Origin of the sequence: Paenibacillus sp. NPDC057886 (assembly GCF_042796655.1) — a bacterium.
In the GTDB taxonomy this organism is placed as follows: Bacteria; Bacillota; Bacilli; order Paenibacillales; family Paenibacillaceae; genus Paenibacillus.
Window position 1 is genome coordinate 543163 of record NZ_JBHVMZ010000003.1, and the last position, 23838, is coordinate 567000.

Sequence of the window (23838 nt, forward strand, 5' to 3'; positions counted from 1 at the left end):
GGAGAGATACCCAAGTGGCTATAAGGGGACCCTCTGCTAAGGGGTTAGACTGCGTAAGCGGTGCGAGGGTTCGAATCCCTCTCTCTCCGTTCTGATTTACTTCCCTGTATAAGGGATGAGAACCCTAAAGGTTCGTCGAAGCATAGGCTTCGTAAGCAATACATCGCAGTCTCGAATGAAGTGAGAGTATCCCTCTCTCCGTTCTGAATAAACAAAACATAATCCCCCTCCTCAGTAACCGTTAAAGGATACTGAGGAGGGGGATTTTTGATGTATTATCATTTTGCCAATGTACAAGAAAGAATGCCTGTTTGCCGCCCTATAATGAAATGCCCAATACCTCGTACAAACCCTTCTTGCCAGCTTCAGTGACTTCAACCGAACGGCTGCCTGTCTTCTGCCGGGTCCAGTCCAGTTCGGACAAGCGGCGTCCCAGTTCGTCCCCCAGTAAACCGGAAATATGATGACGACGCTCACTCCAGTCCAGACACTTGCGAGCCACAGCACGGCGTGAGCTGGCTTTCCCCTCAAGTATAATGCCAAAAGAAGTGAACCATTGAACCCCTTTCTCTGTAATGTGGTAATCCTTGGCCTGCTCATCCTCAGGTTCTTCGAGATAACCTTCCCGCAATAAAGCTTCACACAACGATATCCCCAATTTTCCGGCCAGATGCCCATAACAGGTTCGAGCAAAGCTCAGATGTTGAAGTTGGTTGGACTGTTTGAGGGATCTCACTTGTACTGGTGCGGCGATACTCCCCATCGTTTCAATCAGAAAAGCAACCTCTTTTCCTGCGAGACGATAGTATCGATGCCGACCTTGCTGTTCGACCATAAGCAGCCCGCCTTCGACCAGCTTCGCGAGATGACTGCTTGCCGTTTGGGGAGTAACACCCGCCATGTAAGCAAGTTCGCCGGCAGGAAGTGCACGACCATCCAACAAAGCTTCCAAAAAAATAGCACGACTGGGGTCAGCAATTAACGACGCAATAACAGAAATATTCGGATATGTATTCATACTTCGATGTTACCTTAACTATTGGTGTATTACAATTCAATCGGGCATGAATTACAACCCAAGAGCTTGAAGGAATGGATTGAAGAATGGAGGAAGTAGCAATGTACACAAATGATAGAACGCATGAAGATTTTGAACCAGAGGATCATGGAGGCTTGAATAGAGCATTGATGCAGCATGAGGTGATAACTCCAAGTATTTTGTACTATGGCACACCTGTATTGTTGCTGAGCACGTTAAACGAAGAAGGAACAACAAACTTGTCGCCGCTTTCTTCATCATGGGCACTGGGGGACTGCTTGGTACTCGGAATCGGTACTCAGGGCAAAGCCTTTGAAAACCTGAGCCGCCATCCCGAATGTGTAATTAATCTGCCGGATGCATCCATGTGGGAGCAGGTTGAGCGATTGGGGCGTTATACAGGGATATATCCCATTCCTGAAGAGAAAAGGAGGATGGGGTTTGAGTTTTGCGATGATAAATTTGCCGTCTCTGGACTGACACCCCAAGATTCAGTTCAAGTTGAGCCGGATAAAATAGCGGAATGCCCGCTCCAGATTGAAGCCGCGGTACAACACATTCGTATTCCTGAACATACGCCATTCATGGCGATTGTAGAAGTAAAAGCGTTGAAGGTACACGCACATACCCGACTGTTATCAGGTCTGAACAAGATCAACCCAGAGAAGTGGAATCCTTTAATTTATAATTTCCGACACTATTATGGACTTGGAGAAAGGCATGGGGAGAGTTTTCGGGCAGAGAAGTGATGTTTGGTTTCTTAAAATAGCATAGACAGCCAATAAGTAATCCAGAATATACGAAGTGGGGCCAGCTGGGGCGCCGCTTCTTTCCATCTATATGCAGATTTCATTGAAATTTCATCCGGGTAATCAATGAGATTAGCATTTTTATTAGTCAAGGATTGGGTAAATAGTAAAGAAAGATACATGTAAGCATATACATAAGAGAGGTGATGAACATGGAAATGGAATACTTAATGCGTGTACTCATAGCTGGCATATGCGGCGTGTTGATCGGATATGAGCGCAAGAACCGAATGAAGGAAGCGGGGATACGTACTCACTTTGTTGTGGCTGTAGGTGCAGCATTGATGATGATTGTATCCAAGTATGGCTTTCAGGATCAGGCAGGCTGGGCGAATCTCTCGCTTGACCCATCCAGGATTGCCGCACAGGTGGTCAGTGGGGTCGGCTTCATCGGAGCCGGAATGATCTTCACACAACGCCACACGGTCCGGGGATTGACGACAGCGGCGGGAATCTGGGCGACTGCAGGAATGGGACTAGCTGTGGGTTCGGGATTGTATTGGACAGGAGCGGGGGTGACACTGCTTATTGTTCTGGCCCAGATGCTGCTGCATCGACCGACACGCTGGTTGGTGTCCGCGCGAACAGAGACGTTGACTATTCGACTGCTAAAGGAAGGGGACACCCTCAAAACCGTTTTGGCTTTGCTGGGACAGGAGAAAATCTCGGTGGTCGGATTCAAAACAGAACAGCAAATAAGCACAGACTCCGGGGAGGAGACTGTACTTGAATTCACTCTGCAACTGCCTGGATCATATCGGGCCGAGCAATTAATAGTTTTATTGCAGGATGTGCCTCACGTTCGATCCGTTGATATGAGGTGAGCCAGGCTACCGCTAGGTCGTAATGCCGAACTTTCATGACAAACGATTACTGACCGCCTTCAATGACGGTCTCCGGCCGGGAAACGGGTTTGCCTTCAAGAACACACTGAATGGCATATGCGACACCATGCTCCACATTGGTCAACGACACAGCCTTGGCAAGCGCCTTAATCTCCGGTTCAGCATTGCCCATGGCAATACCAAGTCCTGCCATTTTCAGCATGGATACATCGTTGAAGTTATCACCAATGGCTGCCGTATCTTCCATGGAGATGTTCAGATGAGCTGCCAGTTTGGTTAAGGCGTTACCTTTGGATACATCAGGATGCTGCATTTCGAAGTTGTGTTCAGAGGACACCACCATAGCTACATCGGAGCGAGAAGCAAAGTATTTGCGTCCCTGCTGCAATTGAGCCGGATCCAATGAAAAGGCCATAATATTGTAAATGTAAGCTTCGGAAGGGATTTCCTGATGGGAGTGTACGCGGTGATAATCTTTCTTGTCATAGTGCTTCTTAACAGCTCGAATGAGGCGTTCAATATCCTCCCCAGGACTCGAACCCAGAATGCGATCCATCTCAGCGAGCATCGCCTCATGACTGCTTATAGGAGCGTAAATACCCTGTTGTGTGGAGGCCTCGTAGTAGCAATGATGATCTTCCAGCCACTGCATGACGGATGCGGCCGTTTCACGCTCAAGGGGAAGATGGAATAGGCGTTCACCGTTGGCATCATGGATGGTAGCTCCGTTGGAGCCAATAACTGGCGTGTTAATTCCGCCTTCGCTGCTTATAGTTAATACGTCGGAATAGACCCGTCCTGTAGCAATCGTAATCTTCAATCCTTCTTGTTGCGCCTTATGGATTGCAGCTGCATTTTCCGGGCTGATCTGACTGTCTCTGTTCAATAGGGTTCCATCTAAATCGGTAGCAAATAATTTCATAGGTTATAACTCCTTTTCAATTGTAGGTTCGGGAATGAGAATATCAACTTGTTGTTCGGCTAGAAAGGTTCGCCAATCTTGGGAAGGCCATTGATCTGTAATTAACATATCAACGAGTGACCAGTCCGCAAAACGATAACCATAACGCTTATCAAACTTGGAATGGTCAGCGAGTACAATAACCTGCTTTGCAGCTTGCATCATTTTGTGCTTGATCTTTCCTTCTTCTTCAGAGGCACTGAAGCCGTCCATTGTAATTCCGCCAATACCGATAAAGGCTTTGTCTACATAATAATGGGAAAGAGTTTCAATCACTGAAGTACCATAGACATAACGTTGCTCCTTATCGACTTTGCCGCCAAGCAAACGAATCTCGACAGCGGTATGATTGGAGAGAAGATCAGCTGAATAAATGGAATTGGTGATGACGGTACAGGACTTGCCGTTTAGATTTTCGGCACAAGTCTGCACGGTAGTGGAAGAATCCAGAATAATGTGTTCGCCTTGGCGAACGATCGCAGCGGCTAGCTTGCCAATAGCTCTTTTTTCGTCGGAAATGTGCAGCAGACGATCTTTATAGGATCGGCGCTCAGCTGGTGGAACGGGGAGAATTGCACCGCCGCGCGTTCGGATAATGGCATCCTGTTCTTCGAGCTTGATTAGATCCCTTCGTGCTGTGTCCCGGGAAACGTCAAAGAGGGATACAATATCATCAGCCGAGATGCGATTGTGTTTACGCAAATGTTCAATAATCAGCTGCATTCGTTCTTCCTGAAACAAACGTGCCGCCTCCTTATACGTAGCTGACCGTGTATATAACTGATAGGTTAATTATAAGTACTAATAATGATATTTGCAATATTATAAGTAAACGTAAGTGTATTTAAGTTTTTTGATATTAATTTAACAAATTGCGATGATTACGGTGATAAATATGTGAAAGACATTTCAGGCGTGAGCACGCTCTTGACCTCATGGAGAAGGGGGAAAAAGGAGGGCAAAAAAAAGTTTGAAAAAAAGTGTTGCACATTTAAATTGTCCTATGATATACTCATTCTTGTCGCCAAGAAAGACAACTTGTTTACAAGGCCCGTTGGTCAAGGGGTTAAGACACCTCCCTTTCACGGAGGTAACAGGGGTTCGAATCCCCTACGGGTCATTATCTTCACCACCTCAGGGATGTACAATTCTGATGAGGAATCCTCAAAAAAGTCATAGCTCCTATACAAAAGAGTTACGCATGGCACATCCGGTGAAGTTACAGCAAGAGCCATTAGCTCAGTTGGTAGAGCACCTGACTTTTAATCAGGGTGTCGAAGGTTCGAGCCCTTCATGGCTCACCATTTATACAATTGAATATGCGGTCGTGGTGGAATGGCAGACACGCTATCTTGAGGGGGTAGTGGGTGTATACCCGTGGAGGTTCGAGTCCTCTCGACCGCATCACAGCAACAAACGTTACAAGATAGACTCTCATGATTATTCATGGGAGTCTATCTTTGTGTTATGAGAAATACCAGAACGTATTCCTGGGATTAAAAGGCTGAGGATTCAGGAAGGTTGTGGTATAATTTAGGTACATGTATTGATTATTACGGTTGGAAGGCGGTTCTGTATGCAGTCGATCTATGAGCGAATTGAACACCTGATTGCCGAACGAGGAATGACCAAGAAGGCTTTCTGCCAACAGCTGAAGATCAGCACGGGCAATCTGGGTGACTGGAAACGCGGTAAATCTATTCCGAGTACGAATAAACTAATTGAGATTGCTTCGTTTTTTGATGTGAGCCTTGACTGGCTCATGATTGGGCGTCCATCCAAGGAGGCGATGGTACGGGAAAAACGGGAGGATTATTTTTTTGACGTGTTGCGGCAATTGAATTGCCAAGAAAGCGAATTATCGACTGTAGAACAGTCTTTTATCAGTGAATATATTGAATTTACCCGTTATCGCAAATCCAAGGAAAGCAGAGATTCAGGCGACTTTCGTTACAAGGGAGAAGATAAGCCCAAAGGAGACGAGCTGTTGTAGTGCAAGTTAGTGAAAGCTACAATTTGACTGGATCATCTGGGTATATAAAAAACCTCTGAACACATCCGAAACCCGTCGGAGAGATGTTCAGAGTTTTTTTTCTTTGGAACTCGTTGCAACATGCGATTCCGAAAGCTGGTCCGATAGACGTATAGCTTTTACTTACGGAATGTGAGGTTGGGTTTGCTCAAAAGCTCGCGGCGAAGGGTGTTCCAAATCTGAAGGCATTGCTCCTGAAGTTCCCAGGCTGCCATTCCAAGCAAACGAACACCAATCCCGCCTGTAGCGAGTAAGCTGGCCCCGGCAAGCATGCGACCATCTGGGGGCAGAATGGACCGTACAGACTCCAACTGTGCTGCTCCTAACCCAGGGGCGATCATCCATAAAGCCGCAGTGTGAGTGTAGTCTAACAATGCGGCGGATGATCTCGGATCGTCGGATTCTGGTTCGAGTCCGAATCGATCCCATACGGCCAACTGCTTCCCTTGCCGGATTTCTGTCAGACTGCGATATCGCTTGAACTGAAAGGCTTCCCCCCGATGAATTCGTCCAGCGGACCAGATATCCGCATACGCAAGTACTGCTTGTTCACCCAGCTCGAAGGTCGTGGTGAGTGAGGAAGAGCTGCCTTTAAACGGAATAACGCATTCAGGGAAGTACTCCAGCACCGCTCCTTGCTCCAGTCTAAAGTGATGGTTCACAGATGACGGAACAGTAGGTGTGGGATGAAGCCTCGTGGCTGATGTGCTGCTTAGCATTAAGTGAGTGTTCTGGCCCAACTGCCATTCAGATCGATAATGATCACCGTTCAGTACGCCTGGAGAGACGTCTGAAGTGTATACACATAATTCATCTCCGCCACCCGGAGGTCGAAAGGATCGACTGAACCGGAGAGGGGCGCTGTAATACCGATCGGTCATGACGGTGCGCCCGTCTTGGAGGGTGAAAGTGGCCCGAAGCTCGCTGCGGCGTATCACGGCCTCTCCGGTACTGCGGTTCAGTCCATGTTCAACTCCATGTAAAGAGGAAGATGAATTAGTGGCTGTGAGTCGTTCCGTGCTCATGGGTGTGTGTATGCAGATGCGCAGCGGAAGCATCGTCATCCATATATTGATGTTCAAGCCAATGGACGATTTCGGATACCCCTTCACCGCTCATCAGGTTCGACATCACATAAGGCCGTCCTTCGCGCACCCGTTCGGTATCATCTTTCATGACTTGGAGACTTGCGCCTACATAAGGGGCAAGATCGGTCTTGTTAATCAGGAGCAGGTCTGAACGTGTAATACCCGGACCACCTTTGCGAGGTAGTTTTTCACCCTGAGCCACATCAATAATATAAATGAATACGTCTGCCAGTTCCGGGCTGAATGCCGCAGAGAGATTGTCGCCGCCACTTTCGATGAAGATCAGCTGCAGGTCCGGGAAGCGCTCGATCAACTCATCAACGGCTTCGAAATTCATTGAGGCGTCCTCTCGAATAGCGGTATGTGGGCATCCCCCTGTTTCTACACCGATAATCCGTTCTGGAGCGAGCGCATTTTGACGGAGTAAAATCTCGGCATCTTCCTTCGTGTAAATATCATTGGTAATAACGGCCAGGCTGTAGCGTGTACGCAGTGCCTTGGACAGCTTCTCCACGAGGGCTGTTTTTCCTGAACCGACAGGCCCACCGATTCCGATTCGCATTGGGCGACTCCGATCAAATACCTTACGTTCCCATTCCGCATGATGCGTATGATTAGCTCCTCCACACATAACTAATTCCTCCTTGGTTTTGAATTAATGTAGTTAGGACATGAACAGACGGGCTGGCAGGCTCTCGTGCCGCATAGCGTAGATTTCCTGGGCAATACCGAAGCTGTGCATATCTTCCGGGTCGTCATCCCGAATTTGAGACCATTCAGAATCAATATCATCCAAAAGTTTTTGGATAAGCAACTGTGCTTCGGTTTGACCGATGGGCAGAAGACGCAGAGCACTATTTACATAAGCGTTAACAGAGGTATACAAATGTCCGGTGACGGCTTCGTCCAGTCCGATTTCTAGCTGATAATTGATGTAGCCGTGAATCGTTGTGATGCCGCAAAAGGCACTGTGTTCCTTTACGGCTTCATCGATTAGAGAAAAGTCCATCCACGGATATAGTGATCTCGCGAGTTTGAGTAATCGCTTCCCCATCTTGTGCCCGCTTTCCCGTAGTTCCCTTGGGGTCCGCTGGGCGTGTACACGTTTGTCGTAAAGGGCCAGAAGGGAGGCATCCTGTTGCTGGATAGCCTGGTATACGCCTTTGATGCCGAGACCATCGAGCCGTACGAGACTGGAATGAAGCTGGCCGCGAATGAACTGTTCGAGTTGGGCAGTCGTCCGTATCCTACCGTCATGAGTGTATGCCTCCAGACCGAACGAGTGGGAGAACCCGCCAATGGGCAGGGCCGAATCCAGCAGTTGAACATAACGGAGTAATTTCGTGCCGCTGTGCATCATCATGCGTGGCCCCCTTTGTCAGAACATGAAATAGCGTTGTGCCATCGGTAATTCGTCCGCGGGCTCACAGGTGAGAAGTTCGCCATCAGCCCGTACCTCATAGGTTTCGGGATCGACTTCAATGACGGGTGTGACGTCGTTGTGGATCATATCCTTTTTGCTCACTGAGCGGCAGCCTTTGACAGGTTCCACACGCTTGTTCAAGCCTAGCGTCTCCTTGATTCCCGCATTTGCTGCGGCTTGGGAGACAAAGGTGATCGACCCTTTGGCAAGTGCACCACCGTAAGCACCGAACATCGGTCTTCCGAAGACGGGCTGCGGCGTAGGGATCGATGCGTTGGGGTCACCCATCTGGGCGAAGGTAATCATACCGCCCTTAATGACCATCTCGGGCTTTACCCCGAAATAGGCCGGGTTCCAGACGATCAGGTCTGCCAACTTGCCAACCTCCACGGAACCGACGAGATGGCCTATGCCGTGAGCGATAGCCGGATTGATCGTATATTTGGCGACATACCTTTTAATCCGATCGTTATCGGATGGGGAGCCTGAGGTTAGTTCGAGCTTGCCTCGCTGCTTTTTCATCTTGTCGGCGGTTTGCCAGGTGCGAATAATGACTTCGCCAACCCGACCCATCGCCTGTGAATCGGAACTGATGATGCTGAATACGCCGAGATCATGCAAAATGTCTTCGGCCGCGATCGTTTCGGGACGAATCCGCGAATCAGCAAAGGCAACATCTTCAGGGATGGATGGGTCCAGGTGGTGACACACCATCAGCATATCGAGATGTTCTTCTACGGTATTGCGTGTGTAAGGACGTGTTGGGTTGGTTGAAGAGGGGATGACGTAAGACTCTCCGGCAGCGCGGATAATATCCGGCGCGTGTCCTCCGCCAGCACCTTCCGTATGATAGGTATGGATCGTGCGTCCGTTAATGGCCGCCAGTGTATTTTCGAGAAATCCGGTCTCGTTCAGCGTATCGGTATGAATGGCTACCTGAACATCATGCTCTTCGGCTGCGGTCAGACAGGCATCAATAGCGCTTGGCGTTGTGCCCCAATCTTCATGCAGCTTCAGTCCAATGACACCGGCTTCAATCTGTTCAATTAGTGGAGCGGTGCTGGAACTATTGCCTTTGCCGAGATAACCGATATTCATGGGAAATGCCTCTGCGGACTCCAGCATGCGGTGGATATGCCAGGCGCCGGGTGTACAAGTGGTGGCTTTGGTGCCGGTTGCAGGTCCTGTGCCGCCGCCAATCATGGTTGTTACTCCTGAAGATAATGCCGTTTGAATCTGTTGTGGACAGATAAAATGAATATGGCTATCAATGCCTCCTGCGGTTACAATCATGCCTTCCCCGGCAATGATTTCAGTCGAAGCGCCAATGACCAGCGCGGGATCGACTCCGTCCATCGTGTCTGGGTTGCCGGATTTGCCGATGGCGCAGATGAGACCATCGCGAATGCCGATGTCCGCTTTTACAATCCCCCAATGATCGATGATGACGGCGTTGGTAATGACTGTATCAGGCGTGCCATCACTGCGAAGGGCGGATGTGGACTGACCCATCCCGTCACGAATAACCTTACCGCCGCCGAATTTGCTTTCATCCCCATAGACAGCATAATCATGCTCAATCTCCGCCCATAGTTCCGTATCTGCCAATCTGACGGCATCCCCGGTTGTCGGTCCAAACATGGACGCGTATTGTTCGCGGCTCATTCGTTTCATGAAGGTTCCCCTCCGTCCTGCACAGGGGGTGCAAAAGCCTTCAGGAATATTTCCAGTTTCTGTGGATCAGGTGGCTGATCTGCCGATCCTTCGGTTAATCCGTTAAATCCATAAATCTGACGTTTGCCACCAAATGTGGTGAGTTCGACTGGTTTTTCTTCACCAGGTTCAAAACGAACAGCGGTGCCTGCCGGAATATGCAGGCGGTGCCCAAAAGCGGAAGGGCGATCAAAGTCCAGCGCAGCATTGACTTCATAGAAGTGAACGTGAGAACCGACCTGAACCGGACGGTCGCCGCGGTTCAGTACAATCAGACGTACGGTTGAGCGATCGGGATGACAGACGATCTCATCATCCTGTTTTAAACGATATTCACCAGGGATCATGGAGTTCTCCTGCCTTTCTCAGCGTATAGGTTCATGGACAGTGACCAGTTTTGTTCCGTCAGGAAAAGTGGCTTCCGCCTGTACCTCAGGGATCATATCGGGTACACCTTCCATGCAGTCTTCACGTGTCAGGATCGTGCCGCCGTATCTCATCAACTCTGCAACACTCATGCCATCGCGTGCGCGTTCCATGAGCTCGGAGGTCAACAATGCGATAGCTTCGGGGACATTCAGTTTAAGTCCGCGTCCTCTGCGTTCGCGGGCGAGGTTAGCAGCCACGGTAATCAGGAGTTTTTCTTTTTCCTGCTCAGTCCAGTGCAAGGTAATCCGACCTTTCCCTTAGATAGTCTATGTCGTCATGGATCATGTTATATGTTAAATATACTCACACAGGGTGGACCCTTTGTCAATATGGTTCCAATTATATTAGCAGCATGCATGAAACGAGTATGCATAAAATAAAATTGTGTAAGCATTATTGACACGTCGAGTGTGACCCTCCATAATTTGGATCAACGAACATTTCGGACATATATGACCTTAATGTTCGTCAATAGACTAAAAAAAGGGAGTGTTGGCTATTGAAGAAGAGGTCGGTCAAGTTATGGAGTGTTTTGCTCGGTGCAGTCATTGCGTTGACAGGATGTGTGGAAGGTGGCACGCCGCCTGAGGCATCGAGTTCCGGTGGGACGGGAGAACCTGCTTCGTCCGGAGATACGATTAAAGTAGGTGTTCTTCACTCCCTGAGTGGAACGATGGCGATCAGTGAAGTGTCTGTTAAGGATGCGGAGATGCTTGCCATTGAAGAGATCAATGCAGCGGGCGGAGTTCTGGGTAAACAGATCGAGCCTGTGGTCGAGGACGGCGCTTCCGATTGGCCTACATTTGCGGAGAAAGCAGGGAAGTTGTTGCAGCAGGATAAAGTAGCCGCTGTATTTGGCGGATGGACCTCTGCGAGTAGGAAAGCGATGCTGCCAGTGTTTGAGCAGAACAAGGGTCTGCTGTTTTACCCGGTGCAATATGAAGGATTGGAATCATCACCCAACATTTTTTATACAGGAGCCACAACGAATCAGCAGATCGTACCGTCCGTAACCTGGTTGCTGGAGAACAGGGGCAAGAAGTTTTACCTGCTGGGGTCGGATTATGTTTTCCCGAAAACGGCCAATCAGGTCATCAAAGCCCAGCTGGCAGCTGAAGGTGGCGAAGTGGTAGGCGAAGAATATACACCGCTGGGGCATACGGATTACAGTACGATTATCAGCAAAATCAAGGCTGCCAAGCCGGATATTGTATACAACACGCTGAACGGAGACAGCAATGTCGCCTTTTTCAAACAATTAAAGGATGCCGGGATCTCTTCGGAACAGTTGACCACTCTATCAGTGAGTGTGGCGGAGGAAGAAATTCGGGGGATTGGTGCGGATGTGCTGAAAGGGCATTTGGCTTCGTGGAACTATTATCAGACAACAGATACTCCTGAAAATAAAACATTTGTAGAGAAATATAAAGAAAAATACGGAGCTGACCGGGTGACGGCCGATCCGATTGAAGCGGGATATGTGGCAGTTTATCTGTGGAAAGCAGCTGTGGAGAAAGCCGGATCAACTGATGTTGAAAAGGTGAAGGAAGCAGCCAAAGGGCTGGAATTCGATGCGCCGGAAGGTAAAGTGACGGTGGACGGAGACAACCAGCATATCTACAAAACGGTGCGGATTGGCGAAGTACAGGAGGATGGACAATTCAAGGAATTGTGGAACTCCGGCGCACCAGTCAAACCTGATCCGTATCTGAAAACGTACGAATGGGGTGCGTCACTTAGTACCAAATAGCACAGCATTTCACGTCAAAAACTTCTGAATAACAGATGAGGGTGAGACAACACACCCTCATACAACATCACGGTAAAGCGTTGATGCGAAACGTAAATGATGTCTTGTATAAAATTTCAGATGTTCACAGCATGAGGAGGGAAAGGCGATGGATATGTTTGTCCTGCAACTGTTCAATGGGTTAAGCATCAGTTCCATCCTGCTGCTGATTGCGTTGGGACTTGCGGTTACATTTGGATTAATGAATGTCATTAACATGGCTCATGGTGAATTGATCATGATCGGCGCTTACGCTACGTATGTGACGCAAAACCTGTTCATCTCGTATGCTCCGCAAGCGTGGTTCAATGTCTATTTTATTGTGGCTCTGCCTATCGCCTTTGGTGTGGCGGCTCTTATAGGCTGGTTGCTGGAAGTGTTGCTGATCAGGCATCTGTATGGGAGGCCGCTGGACAGTCTGCTTGCTACATGGGGCGTAGGTATGATGCTGCAACAATTGGCCCGAACGATATTTGGGGCACCAAATGTAGGGGTATCCAGTCCAGCTTGGCTTAACGGAGGTCTGACCATCGCGGATGGTATTGTGTTTCCATATAAGCGTCTTTTCATTATCGCGCTGGTTGCGGTTGTACTGCTGTGTATGTATTTGTACATCTATCGGACTTCTTCCGGGAGACGGATGAGGGCTGTGATGCAGAATCGGAGTATGGCGGGCTGTCTCGGGATCTCCACCAGACGAGTGGATGGTATGACCTTTGCGATTGGTTCGGGCATTGCCGGCATCGCCGGATGTGCGTTGACACTGATTGGCCCGATTGGCCCCTCGCTGGGTACGTATTATATCGTGGATGCGTTCATGGTGGTTGTACTGGGCGGTGTGGGGAAGCTGGTGGGGACCGTGTGTGGTGCACTCGGAATTGGCATGTTCAACACGTTATTCGAAACGTATACTTCCGCCTCCATAGGCAAGGTGCTGGTATTTGTCTGTATTGTAGCTTTTCTGCAATGGAAGCCGCGCGGGCTCGTTGCCATACGAACCCGGAGTCTGGATTAATGCGAAGAAGGGGGTTATATGATGTCGGCACTTCTCAAGACGGGTAGTCTGAAAATGAAGATCATCTGGGCGGTTGTCCTGATCATGATGTGTCTGGCTCCACTCATTTCCACGGAATTCCGGCTTAGTTTGTTGGCGAAATTCCTGGCCTTGGCCATTCTGGCAATCGGTCTGGACTTGATCTGGGGATATGGAGGGGTGCTTAGTCTCGGTCATGGTGTATTTTTCGGACTGGGCGGGTACGCCATGGCGATGTATCTGAAGCTGCAGGCCAGTGGTACAACACTTCCTGACTTTATGGGATGGAGTGGTCTTAGTGGTCTGCCGTGGTTCTGGGAGCCGTTCAAGTCATTCCCGGTGGCACTATTGCTGGGTATTGCCCTTCCGGCATTGCTGGCCTTTGCCCTGGGGTGGTTCACGTTCCGTAACCGGATCACCGGTGTATATTTTACAATCCTGACCCAAGCGCTAGTCCTCATTACAGTAACGTTGTTTGTGGGCAAACAGGAATGGACGGGAGGGACCAACGGTATAACGGGATATAACGCTATCTTTGGTTTTACCCTTCATTCGGCAGGGACAACGATTGCTCTCTACTATATAACGCTTGCCGTCCTGGTGCTCGCCTATCTGCTCTGTCGCCGGGTTGTGAACAGCAGGTTCGGTCAGGTGCTTGAAGCTGCGCGGGATGGGGAGAATCGGGTTCGCTTTCTTGGATATGATCCGGCAGGCTTCAAAACGCTGGCGTTCGCCCTATCCGGAGCGCTTGCGGGAATCGCTGGTATGTTATTCGTGCTCCAGGTAGGGATCATCTCGCCTTCCATGATGGGGATCGTGCCTTCAATTGAAATGGTGTTATGGGTTGCCTTGGGCGGTCGTGGAACGCTGATTGGTGCGGTAATCGGAGCTGTGGTGCTGAACGCAGCCAAAACGGGCATCAGTGAAGCTTATCCAGAAGGGTGGTTGTTTGTCATTGGTGGGCTCTTTGTAACAGTGGTCTTGTTCATGCCGAATGGGTTTGTTGGTGTATACCGTCATGTGGTGCGCTTGCTGAAACGGAGAGGAGAGGTTGTGCATGTTCCAGTCAGTCAGGAAAAACCAAAAGTCTACTGATGTTCCGGTAGTCCTGGTCGCTCAGGAAATTACGGTGGTGTTTGGCGGTTTTGTTGCGGTCAAAGGCATGAATCTGAAGCTGCATGAACATGATCTGCATTTTCTGATCGGGCCTAATGGTGCGGGGAAAACAACGATGCTGGATGTGATTTGCGGCAAAACTAAGCCCTTGTCCGGTACAGTGAAGATGGCGGATGGTACGGATCTGACACGTCTGAAGGAGCACCAGATTGTTCGAAAAGGGGTAGGGCGCAAGTTCCAGGCTCCGTCCATCTTTGCTGGTCTGACCGTGCAGGAGAACCTGATGCTGGCTGCGGAGAATCGTCGTTCTCCTTTACAGGCTCTGGGTACTCAGCGGTATTCAAAAATAAGTCCGGCCATGGAGCGGATTACGCTCCAGATTGGTCTGCAGGACCGTGTGGATGCACGTGCAGGTGCGCTATCACATGGGGAAAAGCAGTGGCTTGAGATCGGTATGCTGCTGCTGCAGGAGCCCCGTGTGTTGCTGCTGGATGAACCGGCAGCGGGGATGACGGACGAAGAAACACACAAGACGGGCCGACTGCTGCAAGAGATTGCGCGAGAAAGGTCTGTTGTGGTAGTGGAGCATGATATGGAGTTTGTTCGTGAGTATGCAGCCAAAGTGACGGTGATGCATGAAGGCAAGCTTCTAAAGGAAGGTACGATGGCGGAAGTGCAGGAAGATCCGAGAGTGGCTGAAGTGTACCTGGGCAAAAGGAGGGATGACCATGCTGTCGCTGCAACGAATTGAGTCCGGTTATGGAGAAAGCAATGTGCTGCGCGGTGTGAATCTGGATGTCGAGCCAGGTCAGGTGGTATGCCTGATGGGGCGTAATGGTGTAGGGAAAACCACCTTGATGAAGACGTTGATGGGGCTTCTTAAAACGCGCAAAGGAAGTATTCAGTGGAAAGGTCAGGAATTATCCACCCACGATCCGGCCAAACGGGCCAGGTCGGGGATTGGATATGTGCCGCAGGGGCGAGAAATCTTCCCTCAGCTTACGGTAAAGGAAAATCTGCTGCTGGGTCTGGAGACCAGTGCAGCGGGTGTAAAGACGTTCCCAGAAGATGTTCTGGCGATGTTTCCGGTGCTTGCCACGATGTATGGTCGACAGGGTGGTGATCTAAGTGGCGGGCAGCAACAGCAGTTGGCATTTGCCCGCGCGCTGGCTTCCCGGCCCGGATTGTTGCTTCTAGATGAGCCGACAGAAGGCATCCAGCCTTCTATCGTAGAGGATATCCGGCAGGTCATTTTGCAAATTAAGGCAAAGGGTGAAATCTCCATCTTGCTGGTGGAGCAAAGTATTGATTTTGTACGCGGTGCTGCAGATTATATCTATGTAATGGACAAAGGGGCAATTGCACTGCAAGGAACACCGCGAGAGCTGGATATGTCGCAGTTTGAGCACCATCTGTCTGTGTAGCTTAGGGTTCTTGGTGTAGGGTGAGTTCAGGAACGCTTGTCCAGAATGTTGGAGTACTTCGGATATAGTCTTCGGATGCAATCCGGGCAGATATCATGGGTAAATTCGGCATGAGTGTGCTTCTCCAAATAACTCTCAACAGAGTTCCAGCTGTCCTGTTCATCCTTAATCTGTTTGCAGACAGCGCAGATGGGAAGCAGTCCACGCAAAGTACGCACTTCAGACAGAGCCTTCTTCAATTGGCGTTCTGTCTGTTTCTGTTCGGTAACATCCGTGTGTGCAATCAATGCGAGATCAGACTGCAGGGATGGGTCGGCCTGAATTAATGGGGTGAGTTCCAGACGGAACCACCGCTGTTCGTTGTGGACAGTTTGGACGGAGATGTCGTATGTATAACTGTCTTTAAAAGGTGCAGTGATACTTTTTAACTCCTGAACAATCTTCGCATTCTTTGTTTTCTCCTCGCGTAATGTCCACCCCTCTATAAGGTGAAGGTAATGAGGCGGTTCAGGTGCTGTTCTGGAGGGGCCTGTTACGCTTGGCTTGGGAAGCAGCTGCCCGAGTCCATGTTGCCAAGCGGTGTTGCAGCTTCGGATGATCCAGTTGTGGTCGACGATGATAAGCTGGTGCTGCATGGACTGGAACGATAATCTCTCCAGATCGGATATTAAGTATCTCATGAAATGAGCTCCTCCTTGGCAGAAATCTTATCTTAAATCATCTGGAATTTCCAAAATGTCAGCGACCTGGTTCCTGAACCGGGTTGCTTTGCGTGTGCCGTGAATGAGATTGGACAGACGATATGGCGGAATGCCATACTGTTCACAAAATGTCTTTTGATCGACCTGGAGTTCGGTTAGTCGTCGTTTAATGGCCCATCCGAAAGGAGTCACAGGTTTCTTTTTGTTCAAAAGGGTTCACCCCTCGTTGGAATGTAGTGTTCAGCTGATTATTCTTGGTGTAAAATATATAGATATGCGAGCTGTATGTTTTATTATATACGTATTTGCGTCATCTAACAATTAAAAAAGACGGAAATAAGTGTATTTTAATATGTTAAATGGCGTAAATACGTTAAAAAGACAAAATAAATGACATAAAAAAACACGCCAGCAATGAGGTTGCGGCGTGTTTTTTATATTTTGCGGTATGAGGAGGTGGGTTGTGAAGGGAAGGCGGATAGAGATTAGGCTCTGTAAGCGTGAAGTCCTGCGCCAAGCATGTGAAAGCTTGGAAACAACGTCTTCATGGACATTGAGGTTGGTTGTACCAGTCCATCCGCAGCAGAGGCGCTGACGGTATGCCATTCATGCTCCAGGTCTGCGGCCAGGCGAACCAGCAGGTCCTGGGTTGTATCGGTGTTAAGGGGAATCACTTTGGAGGCTTCGGTTATGCAAGCACTCATGGCTGAATGCAGATAACCAAGGACCGCCTCCTCGACAGGGATTTCGAGGTGGTGGTTAATCCAGGCGTGAACAGTGGAGAGGCAGCCGACGGATTCATACTTAGCCAGGGTTTGTTCGAGAAGGCTAAAATCAATCCAGGGGTGGAGTGCACGAGCTAGCTTAATCAGTCGTTTGCCCATTGTGGAGGCATGTTCTCTGAGATTGACTGGGGTGCGCTGGACATGAACGAGTTTGTCGATGAGGGCTGTACGCCACTCGTCATTGTGATCTGCGGCGGTGTATATGCCTTTAATCGCCATCCCTTCCAGACGCACGATGCTGGGGTGCAATTGACAGCGCATGAAGGATTCGAGATCTTCAGCACTACGAATAGTACCTTCAGCGATATGGGCATCCATGCCGAAGGAATGGGTGAACCCTCCGACCTGGATAGAGGAATCAAGCAGTTTGACATAATCGAGCAGCTTATTCCCACGGTTCACAATCTTTCGCCTCCTACGTTCGTTAAATGTTATGTTAAATAACATTTATACTCCTTTTTGATTCGTTTTATGTTTGTAAATCCGAATTATATGATATATATATTCACATAAATATCCGCTTTTTGTCAATGGTTTCTTGGATTTTAAATGGTAAAACTATTTAATGTTATTTTATATAACTTTATAAGTTATATTATTCTAAAGAGATGTGAAGGATGGTAATACAAATAAAGTAGAGTGATCAGCCTAATCGGGTATAAAAAATGAGATCAAAATTAATCATATGCACTTCGTAGGAGAAAATGACGAGATTATACGATTTATGGTGGGAAAAGCGCAGTTAAAATGATATGAAGAAAAATGCTTTACTTTTAAACATGAACCGGGTATAATCAATTCTGTTGCCGATTATTTACGACATGCGGTCGTGGTGGAATGGCAGACACGCTATCTTGAGGGGGTAGTGGGTGTATACCCGTGGAGGTTCGAGTCCTCTCGACCGCATCATAAGAACGATTAAGAAGAAGCTTCCCATACGGGGAGCTTCTTCTTTGCTTTTTTTTACAGTTTAAATGAGTCGGACAAAAAAAGGTCATCCGTTTACCCCGGTTGCATGTTCATTTTGTCTGCCGGGGTCGGATGGCCTTTGCTTGTTATTTAAGCAATTCTTTGATGTCCGCTTCAATTTTATCAGGTGTTGTTTTGGGAGCATACCGTTTCAGAACACGTCCGTTCTGATCCACAAGGAATTTGGTGAAGTTCCATTTGATGGCTTTGGAGCCGAGTACGCCTGGTGCTTCTTTGGTAAGGTGCTGGAATAGAGGGTGAGCGCTTGAACCATTCACATCGATCTTCTCAAACATCGGGAAGCTGACACCATAGTTCATCTGACAGAACTCGGCAATATCGTCAGAAGAGCCCTTTTCCTGTGCAAACTGGTTGCTTGGAAAACCAAGAACTTCAAATGGAGAGTCTTTAAACTTGTCCTGAAGTTCTTGCAGACCTTTGAATTGAGGTGTGAGGCCGCATTGGCTTGCTGTATTCACGATAAGCAGTACTTTGTCACGATAGTTGGACATTTCAACTTCCTGACCGCGAAGGGTGTTTACTTTGTAGTCGTAGACTGACATGAAAATCTCCTCCATTTCATATTCTTCTATCTTTTATTATATTGATTACAATTAAATATTGCAAAATTAATATTGCTTTTTTAACTCAATTTGAAGCTGTCATGTATGATCTGTGACTGATTTGCTACCTGAATTTCGCTAAAGAGAGAATTAGAGAGCTTTGATGAGATGGGTAGAGAATGGATGCGTTGTAAGCGCTATTATTGATGTGAAATGGCAAAAATCCGTCGATTCGGTGATCTGCGCAGACTTTACACCAATATGGCACGGGTGTATGATTCATATCGTAATTCCAATTCAAATTAAATTTTACATGAAAAACGAAACAAACGATAATATCGCTCTGATTAATGAACATAAAGGAACGATGTTTTAATCGCTGAGTTTCCATTCATTCATGGGTGGGAAACGGGGGAACCAACAGGATGAACTGTCCAGGACAGTAGGCATCCATGGGGTGAATTTTCCGGTGACAGCCGGAAATAGGGCGACTCTCGCGCCCGAATCCGTCAGCTAACCTCGTAAGCGTTAAAGGGAGAGGCAACAAGCCGTACGCTGGTTCATAGTGTCTTTTTGCTATGGATTATTGAAGAAGCGTCCGGGAGGCCTTGGTCCCCCACGCTTCTTTTTTGTTGTCTTTTCACGCCAAGGGAGGAACGAATGATGGATAAAGAGATGATCTTAGTGACTGCTCCAAATGAAGCAGGACGTAAATTTATCAAATTGCTGATGTACAAAAAAATGCCGTTTGCCGTTCTGACCAACAGTGCAGGGGAAGAGCGCAGGCTCCGGAGAATCGGTGTGGAGCATGTCATTCGCATGAACACGGCTGCAGCTCAGAAATGGTTTTTGCCACAAGGCAGTGTAGGCAATGTTTTTATTTTTGAAAATAGCCTAAACCTGACCTGTCGATATTTGCAGATCTGCCGCTCCTGGACATCCAAGTCCCTGTGTGTCATTACAGAACAAAGCCATCCCAAAGGGATTTATCGGGGAATGGGAGCAGACCGTATTGTATATTCCTTGAATGGGGAAGTTGGGTTTCTGCTTAATGGCTAGTGGCAGTACTATTCCTGTGATTGATCCAGTGTCAGCTGCCTGTTATAATTGAAATCATAAATAAACGGAATCTTGAGGAGACTCATGCATGATGGTGGGTCTTCTTTTTTATGGTTTGGGAAATGGGGATATGAATTTCCTGTGGCTAACGAGGAGGAATAGGCGTGCCGGATGTACGTGGAATACAATGGTTGTTCTTTGATGTGGGGGATACGCTTGTGGACGAATGGGAGCCGGTGGATGATATTATCGGTCAGTTCGTTCGTGAAGCTTGTGCGCTTGGTTATCAGGTGGAGATGCAGACGGTGCGAGATATATTTGCTGCCTCCTACCGAAATTACGAGCAATGGCCGATGAAGTTGGCTATTCGTACCCTTATCAGCGATGAGGAGCACCGAGAACAGATACAGAAGAAGTTGAAGTTCCGCAAAGAGCTTGAGCGCCCCTTCGCCTCAGCCGACGCCGTTCTCCAGACGTTGTCGCAGCACTATAAGATTGGTATCATTGCCAATCAGAGCCCGGGGACGGAAAATCGGCTGAATAGCTACGGCTTGCGCAAGTATGTGGATGTACTGGCCTGTTCGGCTGAAGAAGGAGTGTCCAAGCCTGATCCTGAATTGTATGCTGTAGCGTTGAAACAAGCGGGATGTAAACCCGAGGAAGCGGTCATGATCGGCGACCGGATTGATAATGATATTATTCCGGCTAAGAAGCTGGGTATGCACACGATCCGGATTTTGCAGGGTTATGGCAGGTTCCAGCCGGAGCTTGCGGATGCAGAGCGTCCGGACTGGACGATTGAATCACTGGAGGAACTCCTTCCCTTGTTAATGGTAACTCAAAATTCGGACAACTAAATGAAATGCAGTATTTAACTGCTCAAACATATAAAAGGCTGATCGTCTCAAGGGATACATGACTTGAGTTGATCAGCCTTTTTGAGTTAGACAAAATACCGCGTATTTCCTTTTAACCTAGAACAACAGAATGGTCTGGATAATCAGATACACATTCAGGACAACGATAACTCCGGCAATGATCCAGGAAATGATTTTGAGCCACAGCTTGTTGGCAAAAGCCCCCATGCTTTTTTTGTCACTCGTAAACATGACCAGCGGAATGACGGCAAAGGGGAGCTGCAGCGACAGCACAACCTGGCTCAGAATCAGCAGTTCCTCTGTTCCGTGCTCTCCAGCAATGGCTGTTACGATGACGGCCGGGATGATTGCAATCAGACGTGTTACCAGTCGACGAAGCCAAGCCGGAATACGAATGTTGAGGAAGCCTTCCATTACAATCTGTCCGGACAGCGTGCCGGTGAGTGTTGAGTTCTGGCCTGAAGCCAGCAGGGCTACACCGAACAGGATGCTGGCGATGGTGGTTCCTAGCAAAGGTGTCAGCAGATGGTAAGCATCTGTAATTTCCGCGACCTGGGTCATACCCGCACTATGGAACACGGCAGCAGACACAATCAGAATGGCAGCATTGATGAAAAGGGCCAGTGTTAATGCGATAGTTGAATCCATGGTGGAATACAGAATCGCTTCTTTTTTCCCTTTGGGCGTCTGTTCAATCTGACGGGTCTGCACGATGGAAGAATGCAGATACAGATTATGGGGCATCACGGTTGCGCCAATAATTCCGATGGCGATGTAGAGCATGGCTGGATTTTGCAAAATCTCGGCACTGGGTACAAAACCATGCATGATGCCGCCCATATCCGGTTTAGCGAGAAACAGGTCAATCCCGAAGCAGAGCGCGATGGTAGCCATCAGCACAATGACGAGGGATTCCAATGCTCGGAAGCCTTTATTTTGAAGCAAAAGAATGACCAGTACATCGACAGCGGTAATAATGACGCCGTATAACATGGGAATGTTAAACAGCAGCTTGAGCGCGATGGCTGAACCAATAACCTCGGCAAGGTCGGTGGCTGCAATCGCAAGCTCACACAAGATCCATAACACCATTACAACAGGCATGCTGAATCGTTCGCGGCAGGCTTGCGCCAAATCCCGTCCTGTGACAATCCCGAGCTTGCCAGCGAGAGACTGCAACACAACAGCCATCAGGTTTGAAATCAGAATAACGGACAATAACGTATAACCGAATTGTGAACCACCCGCAATATCCGTTGCCCAGTTCCCGGGATCCATATATCCAACGGCAACGAGGTAACCTGGTCCAACAAAAGCCAGGAATTTTTTCCACCAAGCAGCGTTCTGAGGCACCTTCATGGAGCTATGGGCTTCCCCTAGAGAAGGGGCGATACCCGCAGCTAATGGCTCATTTGAAGGAGCGATGAACGGATTCTTTTTACTCATAATATAATCACCCGACTTTGAAGTATTGATATTCTATATGAAGAGGAACAGTGACATTCCTTTGATTAAATTTGAACATTGAAACCAAAATCAAAAGCGTAATTAAACTACTTTCGATATGTCTAAACGTTTATGTTGATACTTACATTGTACTCCTTCAATTATTTTTGTCTAGTGCAACTTTTGTGTAAGAGGACAAAATTTGGTGGGGAGTGAATTGTGCCTTAGTATATTACCCAACCCTGAATAAATTACCTGTGTTCATCCCCAATGCATGAAAAAGATAAAGATGTACAAGCTGAATAAGGGCCAACAACGTTTCAAAATGAGCCAGAAGTTTAAATTGAATTGTAGGCATTAAAAACTTAAAGGTGAAGGAGAGATTCTTAATGGAAGCTTTATATACAGCAACAGCGACAGTCAAAGGTGGACGTACAGGTTCGGTGGCTTCATCGGATGGAGTGCTCAAGCATGATCTGAAAATGCCAAAAGAACTTGGAGGCGCCGGTGGTGAAGGAACCAATCCTGAGCAGCTCTTCGCAGCGGGATACGGTGCATGTTATGAAAGTGCTCTTGCCAATGTGGCACGCAAAGCGGGCGTGAAGTTGGAGAATGTGGTGGTCACAAGTAATGTATCCATCGGCAAAGATCCGGCGGATGATGGTTTCCAACTGTCTGTACGTTTGGATGTGAGCATGCCTGGCGTGGATCACAGTCAAGCAGAGGATCTTGCTCGCAAGGCACATGATTTCTGTCCATACTCCAAAGCAACACGCGGCAATATTGATGTGGTACTTAATGTAGTTTAAGACCTGACTCGTTAGAGTAAAGGGAACATATAGAGCAGGGTATCTTTGGATACCTGATGTTCGAGTACAAGACCCTGCTGGCCTTCGGCAGGGTTATTGTACTTTATAATACAGTTGCGAGGCAGGAGATTGCATGTTGAACAGCGTACTATTTTACATAATCTACTCTTGCTTGAAGTCATACATTCGAATAAGGGGGAACGACAATGAGTATTGAAGAGATGATAGAACGACGATTTGTATGTACCAAGTGCAGGGGGACGGATTGTAATATTAAGGAAGTATCCATGTCAGGAGCGGGACTTAGCAAAATGTTTGATATTCAGCATAATCATTATCTCTTCGTCGCCTGTTCTTCCTGTGGATATGTAGAAGTATTCGATCCGGATGTGTTGAAAGGGAAAAAACAAGGTCAGGTGGGTACCATTCTCGATATTCTATTTGGCGGTTAAATGTGCATGAGTTGACATCGAACTAAAATTTCTTTAATATGACTTAGTACTGAGAAGTGTCATTGCATGAACCAAATTTGAATTGACAGGTGATATCCATGTCTTATAGACCGCGTATTGCAAAATTGCAAGTTGCTAGTAAAAACGAAAAAGACGGATTGTATGAATTTACAATGAAATTGGTAGACGGTACACAGTGCCGTGTATTCTACTCCCATTCCCCGGAATGGAAGCTGACCAATATTAGCCGTCTGCAGAAAACGCCTTGTCCGGTATGCCGCAAAGATTTCATTTGCAAATGCATGGACCAGTGGGCTGGTGACCTGCACCAACAAATGATCGATGACCAATGGATGGAAAAGGCAATTGCCGAGTAATTGCCAAAACAGATACGAGCGTGGGCGTAGAGCCTGCGCTCTTTTTCTATTTTCCGTTACACCTAAATAAAATGTGAAAAAAGCGACCAGGATGACTC

Annotated in this window: 27 protein-coding genes, 5 tRNA genes, 1 pseudogene and 1 riboswitch; of the genes and pseudogenes, 19 read left to right on the plus strand and 14 right to left on the minus strand. The window is 48.0% G+C overall.

Going from position 1 to position 23838, the window contains the following annotated elements:
- A tRNA-Ser gene (locus ACFVQB_RS13015) sits at positions 1 to 89 on the plus strand.
- A gap of 230 nt (positions 90 to 319) precedes the next feature.
- Here ACFVQB_RS13015 and ACFVQB_RS13020 read toward each other — a convergent pair.
- On the minus strand, positions 320 to 1018 hold the full coding sequence (locus tag ACFVQB_RS13020; protein ID WP_379439216.1) for an ArsR/SmtB family transcription factor: 699 nt from the start codon (positions 1016 to 1018) through the stop codon (positions 320 to 322).
- Between the two features lie 170 nt (positions 1019 to 1188).
- On the opposite strand from ACFVQB_RS13020, the gene ACFVQB_RS13025 reads away from it, so the two are divergent.
- A complete protein-coding gene (locus ACFVQB_RS13025; protein ID WP_379439750.1) occupies positions 1189 to 1788 on the plus strand; it encodes a flavin reductase family protein in 600 nt (199 codons plus the stop codon).
- Between the two features lie 212 nt (positions 1789 to 2000).
- The gene (locus tag ACFVQB_RS13030) at positions 2001 to 2672 is read left to right on the plus strand and encodes an MgtC/SapB family protein (RefSeq protein WP_090998794.1); all 672 of its coding nucleotides are present in this window, start codon (positions 2001 to 2003) and stop codon (positions 2670 to 2672) included.
- 46 nt (positions 2673 to 2718) lie between these two features.
- Here the strand turns inward: ACFVQB_RS13030 and ACFVQB_RS13035 are convergent, their stop codons facing one another.
- Positions 2719 to 3615, minus strand: coding sequence for a Cof-type HAD-IIB family hydrolase (locus ACFVQB_RS13035; protein WP_379439220.1), 897 nt, complete (start codon positions 3613 to 3615; stop codon positions 2719 to 2721).
- A gap of 3 nt (positions 3616 to 3618) precedes the next feature.
- Complete coding sequence (locus tag ACFVQB_RS13040; RefSeq protein WP_379439223.1) at positions 3619 to 4395, minus strand: DeoR/GlpR family DNA-binding transcription regulator; 777 nt, start codon at positions 4393 to 4395, stop codon at positions 3619 to 3621.
- A 307-nt stretch (positions 4396 to 4702) separates the two neighbouring features.
- Here ACFVQB_RS13040 and ACFVQB_RS13045 point away from each other — a divergent pair.
- The 4 genes from ACFVQB_RS13045 (at position 4703) to ACFVQB_RS13060 (ending at position 5647) form a co-directional block, all read left to right on the plus strand.
- Positions 4703 to 4774 (plus strand) — tRNA-Glu (locus ACFVQB_RS13045).
- 108 nt (positions 4775 to 4882) lie between these two features.
- A tRNA-Lys gene (locus ACFVQB_RS13050) sits at positions 4883 to 4958 on the plus strand.
- Positions 4959 to 4975: 17 nt separating this feature from the next.
- A tRNA-Leu gene (locus ACFVQB_RS13055) sits at positions 4976 to 5058 on the plus strand.
- A gap of 172 nt (positions 5059 to 5230) precedes the next feature.
- Positions 5231 to 5647 carry a helix-turn-helix domain-containing protein gene (locus tag ACFVQB_RS13060; RefSeq protein ID WP_163756474.1) on the plus strand — a complete coding sequence of 139 codons (417 nt, stop codon included), beginning with the start codon at positions 5231 to 5233 and terminating at the stop codon, positions 5645 to 5647.
- Between the two features lie 158 nt (positions 5648 to 5805).
- Here the strand turns inward: ACFVQB_RS13060 and ACFVQB_RS13065 are convergent, their stop codons facing one another.
- From ACFVQB_RS13065 to ACFVQB_RS13090, 6 genes are read right to left on the minus strand one after another with little or no spacing between them, the layout of a single operon-like run.
- Complete coding sequence (locus ACFVQB_RS13065) at positions 5806 to 6711, minus strand: urease accessory protein UreD (RefSeq protein WP_379439227.1); 906 nt, start codon at positions 6709 to 6711, stop codon at positions 5806 to 5808.
- On the minus strand, positions 6683 to 7405 hold the full coding sequence (ureG, locus tag ACFVQB_RS13070) for an urease accessory protein UreG (protein WP_053781689.1): 723 nt from the start codon (positions 7403 to 7405) through the stop codon (positions 6683 to 6685). Before ureG ends, ACFVQB_RS13065 begins: the two co-directional genes overlap by 29 nt.
- Before the next feature lie 33 nt (positions 7406 to 7438).
- Entirely contained in the window at positions 7439 to 8137 is a 699-nt protein-coding gene (locus ACFVQB_RS13075; RefSeq protein WP_379439229.1) for an urease accessory protein UreF, read from the minus strand.
- A gap of 15 nt (positions 8138 to 8152) precedes the next feature.
- Positions 8153 to 9871 carry an urease subunit alpha gene (gene ureC, locus ACFVQB_RS13080; RefSeq protein ID WP_379439231.1) on the minus strand — a complete coding sequence of 573 codons (1719 nt, stop codon included), beginning with the start codon at positions 9869 to 9871 and terminating at the stop codon, positions 8153 to 8155.
- On the minus strand, positions 9868 to 10257 hold the full coding sequence (locus tag ACFVQB_RS13085) for an urease subunit beta (RefSeq protein WP_379439233.1): 390 nt from the start codon (positions 10255 to 10257) through the stop codon (positions 9868 to 9870). The genes ureC and ACFVQB_RS13085 overlap by 4 nt, the downstream gene beginning before the upstream one ends.
- Before the next feature lie 18 nt (positions 10258 to 10275).
- Complete coding sequence (locus tag ACFVQB_RS13090) at positions 10276 to 10578, minus strand: urease subunit gamma (RefSeq protein ID WP_379439236.1); 303 nt, start codon at positions 10576 to 10578, stop codon at positions 10276 to 10278.
- A gap of 260 nt (positions 10579 to 10838) precedes the next feature.
- Between ACFVQB_RS13090 and urtA the strand changes: the two genes are divergently transcribed.
- The 5 genes from urtA to urtE all read left to right on the plus strand — a co-directional run bounded on the left by urtA (position 10839) and on the right by urtE (position 15701).
- On the plus strand, positions 10839 to 12089 hold the full coding sequence (gene urtA, locus ACFVQB_RS13095) for an urea ABC transporter substrate-binding protein (protein ID WP_379439239.1): 1251 nt from the start codon (positions 10839 to 10841) through the stop codon (positions 12087 to 12089).
- Positions 12090 to 12237: 148 nt separating this feature from the next.
- Complete coding sequence (gene urtB / locus ACFVQB_RS13100) at positions 12238 to 13143, plus strand: urea ABC transporter permease subunit UrtB (protein ID WP_379439242.1); 906 nt, start codon at positions 12238 to 12240, stop codon at positions 13141 to 13143.
- A gap of 18 nt (positions 13144 to 13161) precedes the next feature.
- Entirely contained in the window at positions 13162 to 14256 is a 1095-nt protein-coding gene (gene urtC, locus ACFVQB_RS13105) for an urea ABC transporter permease subunit UrtC (RefSeq protein WP_379439245.1), read from the plus strand.
- Complete coding sequence (gene urtD, locus ACFVQB_RS13110; protein ID WP_379439248.1) at positions 14219 to 15028, plus strand: urea ABC transporter ATP-binding protein UrtD; 810 nt, start codon at positions 14219 to 14221, stop codon at positions 15026 to 15028. Before urtC ends, urtD begins: the two co-directional genes overlap by 38 nt.
- The gene (gene urtE, locus ACFVQB_RS13115; RefSeq protein ID WP_379439251.1) at positions 15006 to 15701 is read left to right on the plus strand and encodes an urea ABC transporter ATP-binding subunit UrtE; all 696 of its coding nucleotides are present in this window, start codon (positions 15006 to 15008) and stop codon (positions 15699 to 15701) included. The genes urtD and urtE overlap by 23 nt, the downstream gene beginning before the upstream one ends.
- Before the next feature lie 26 nt (positions 15702 to 15727).
- Here urtE and ACFVQB_RS13120 read toward each other — a convergent pair whose 3' ends face one another.
- The 3 genes from ACFVQB_RS13120 to ACFVQB_RS13130 all read right to left on the minus strand — a co-directional run bounded on the left by ACFVQB_RS13120 (position 15728) and on the right by ACFVQB_RS13130 (position 17589).
- Complete coding sequence (locus ACFVQB_RS13120; RefSeq protein ID WP_379439253.1) at positions 15728 to 16381, minus strand: nitrogen regulation protein NR(II); 654 nt, start codon at positions 16379 to 16381, stop codon at positions 15728 to 15730.
- A gap of 27 nt (positions 16382 to 16408) precedes the next feature.
- The gene (locus ACFVQB_RS13125) at positions 16409 to 16612 is read right to left on the minus strand and encodes a hypothetical protein (RefSeq protein WP_063564423.1); all 204 of its coding nucleotides are present in this window, start codon (positions 16610 to 16612) and stop codon (positions 16409 to 16411) included.
- A gap of 275 nt (positions 16613 to 16887) precedes the next feature.
- Positions 16888 to 17589, minus strand: a complete 702-nt coding sequence (locus ACFVQB_RS13130; protein WP_379439256.1) for an urease accessory protein UreF — start codon at positions 17587 to 17589, stop codon at positions 16888 to 16890.
- 421 nt (positions 17590 to 18010) lie between these two features.
- On the opposite strand from ACFVQB_RS13130, the gene ACFVQB_RS13135 reads away from it, so the two are divergent.
- A tRNA-Leu gene (locus tag ACFVQB_RS13135) sits at positions 18011 to 18093 on the plus strand.
- 135 nt (positions 18094 to 18228) lie between these two features.
- Positions 18229 to 18327, plus strand: a complete 99-nt coding sequence (locus tag ACFVQB_RS34545; protein WP_483874950.1) for a hypothetical protein — start codon at positions 18229 to 18231, stop codon at positions 18325 to 18327.
- An 80-nt stretch (positions 18328 to 18407) separates the two neighbouring features.
- On the opposite strand, the pseudogene ACFVQB_RS13140 reads toward ACFVQB_RS34545, so the two are convergent.
- Positions 18408 to 18734, minus strand: a pseudogene (locus ACFVQB_RS13140) (glutathione peroxidase); the annotation flags it as partial.
- Positions 18735 to 19086: 352 nt separating this feature from the next.
- A riboswitch (cyclic di-AMP (ydaO/yuaA leader) is annotated at positions 19087 to 19262 on the plus strand.
- Between the two features lie 117 nt (positions 19263 to 19379).
- Between ACFVQB_RS13140 and ACFVQB_RS13145 the strand changes: the two are divergent.
- Together ACFVQB_RS13145 and ACFVQB_RS13150 are read left to right on the plus strand one after the other, a co-directional pair.
- Complete coding sequence (locus tag ACFVQB_RS13145) at positions 19380 to 19778, plus strand: HAD family hydrolase (RefSeq protein ID WP_228469185.1); 399 nt, start codon at positions 19380 to 19382, stop codon at positions 19776 to 19778.
- Positions 19779 to 19942: 164 nt separating this feature from the next.
- Positions 19943 to 20635 (plus strand): HAD family hydrolase, encoded by a 693-nt coding sequence (locus tag ACFVQB_RS13150; RefSeq protein ID WP_379439259.1) that lies wholly within the window; start codon positions 19943 to 19945, stop codon positions 20633 to 20635.
- Positions 20636 to 20752: 117 nt separating this feature from the next.
- Here ACFVQB_RS13150 and ACFVQB_RS13155 read toward each other — a convergent pair whose 3' ends face one another.
- Positions 20753 to 22102, minus strand: a complete 1350-nt coding sequence (locus ACFVQB_RS13155) for an Nramp family divalent metal transporter (protein WP_379439262.1) — start codon at positions 22100 to 22102, stop codon at positions 20753 to 20755.
- 389 nt (positions 22103 to 22491) lie between these two features.
- On the opposite strand from ACFVQB_RS13155, the gene ACFVQB_RS13160 reads away from it, so the two are divergent.
- From ACFVQB_RS13160 to ACFVQB_RS13170, 3 genes are all read left to right on the plus strand, one after another.
- Entirely contained in the window at positions 22492 to 22911 is a 420-nt protein-coding gene (locus ACFVQB_RS13160; protein ID WP_090894430.1) for an organic hydroperoxide resistance protein, read from the plus strand.
- A gap of 206 nt (positions 22912 to 23117) precedes the next feature.
- Positions 23118 to 23363 (plus strand): zinc ribbon domain-containing protein, encoded by a 246-nt coding sequence (locus ACFVQB_RS13165; RefSeq protein ID WP_024629326.1) that lies wholly within the window; start codon positions 23118 to 23120, stop codon positions 23361 to 23363.
- 98 nt (positions 23364 to 23461) lie between these two features.
- The gene (locus ACFVQB_RS13170) at positions 23462 to 23740 is read left to right on the plus strand and encodes a hypothetical protein (protein ID WP_379439266.1); all 279 of its coding nucleotides are present in this window, start codon (positions 23462 to 23464) and stop codon (positions 23738 to 23740) included.
- Positions 23741 to 23838: the final 98 nt, after the last annotated feature.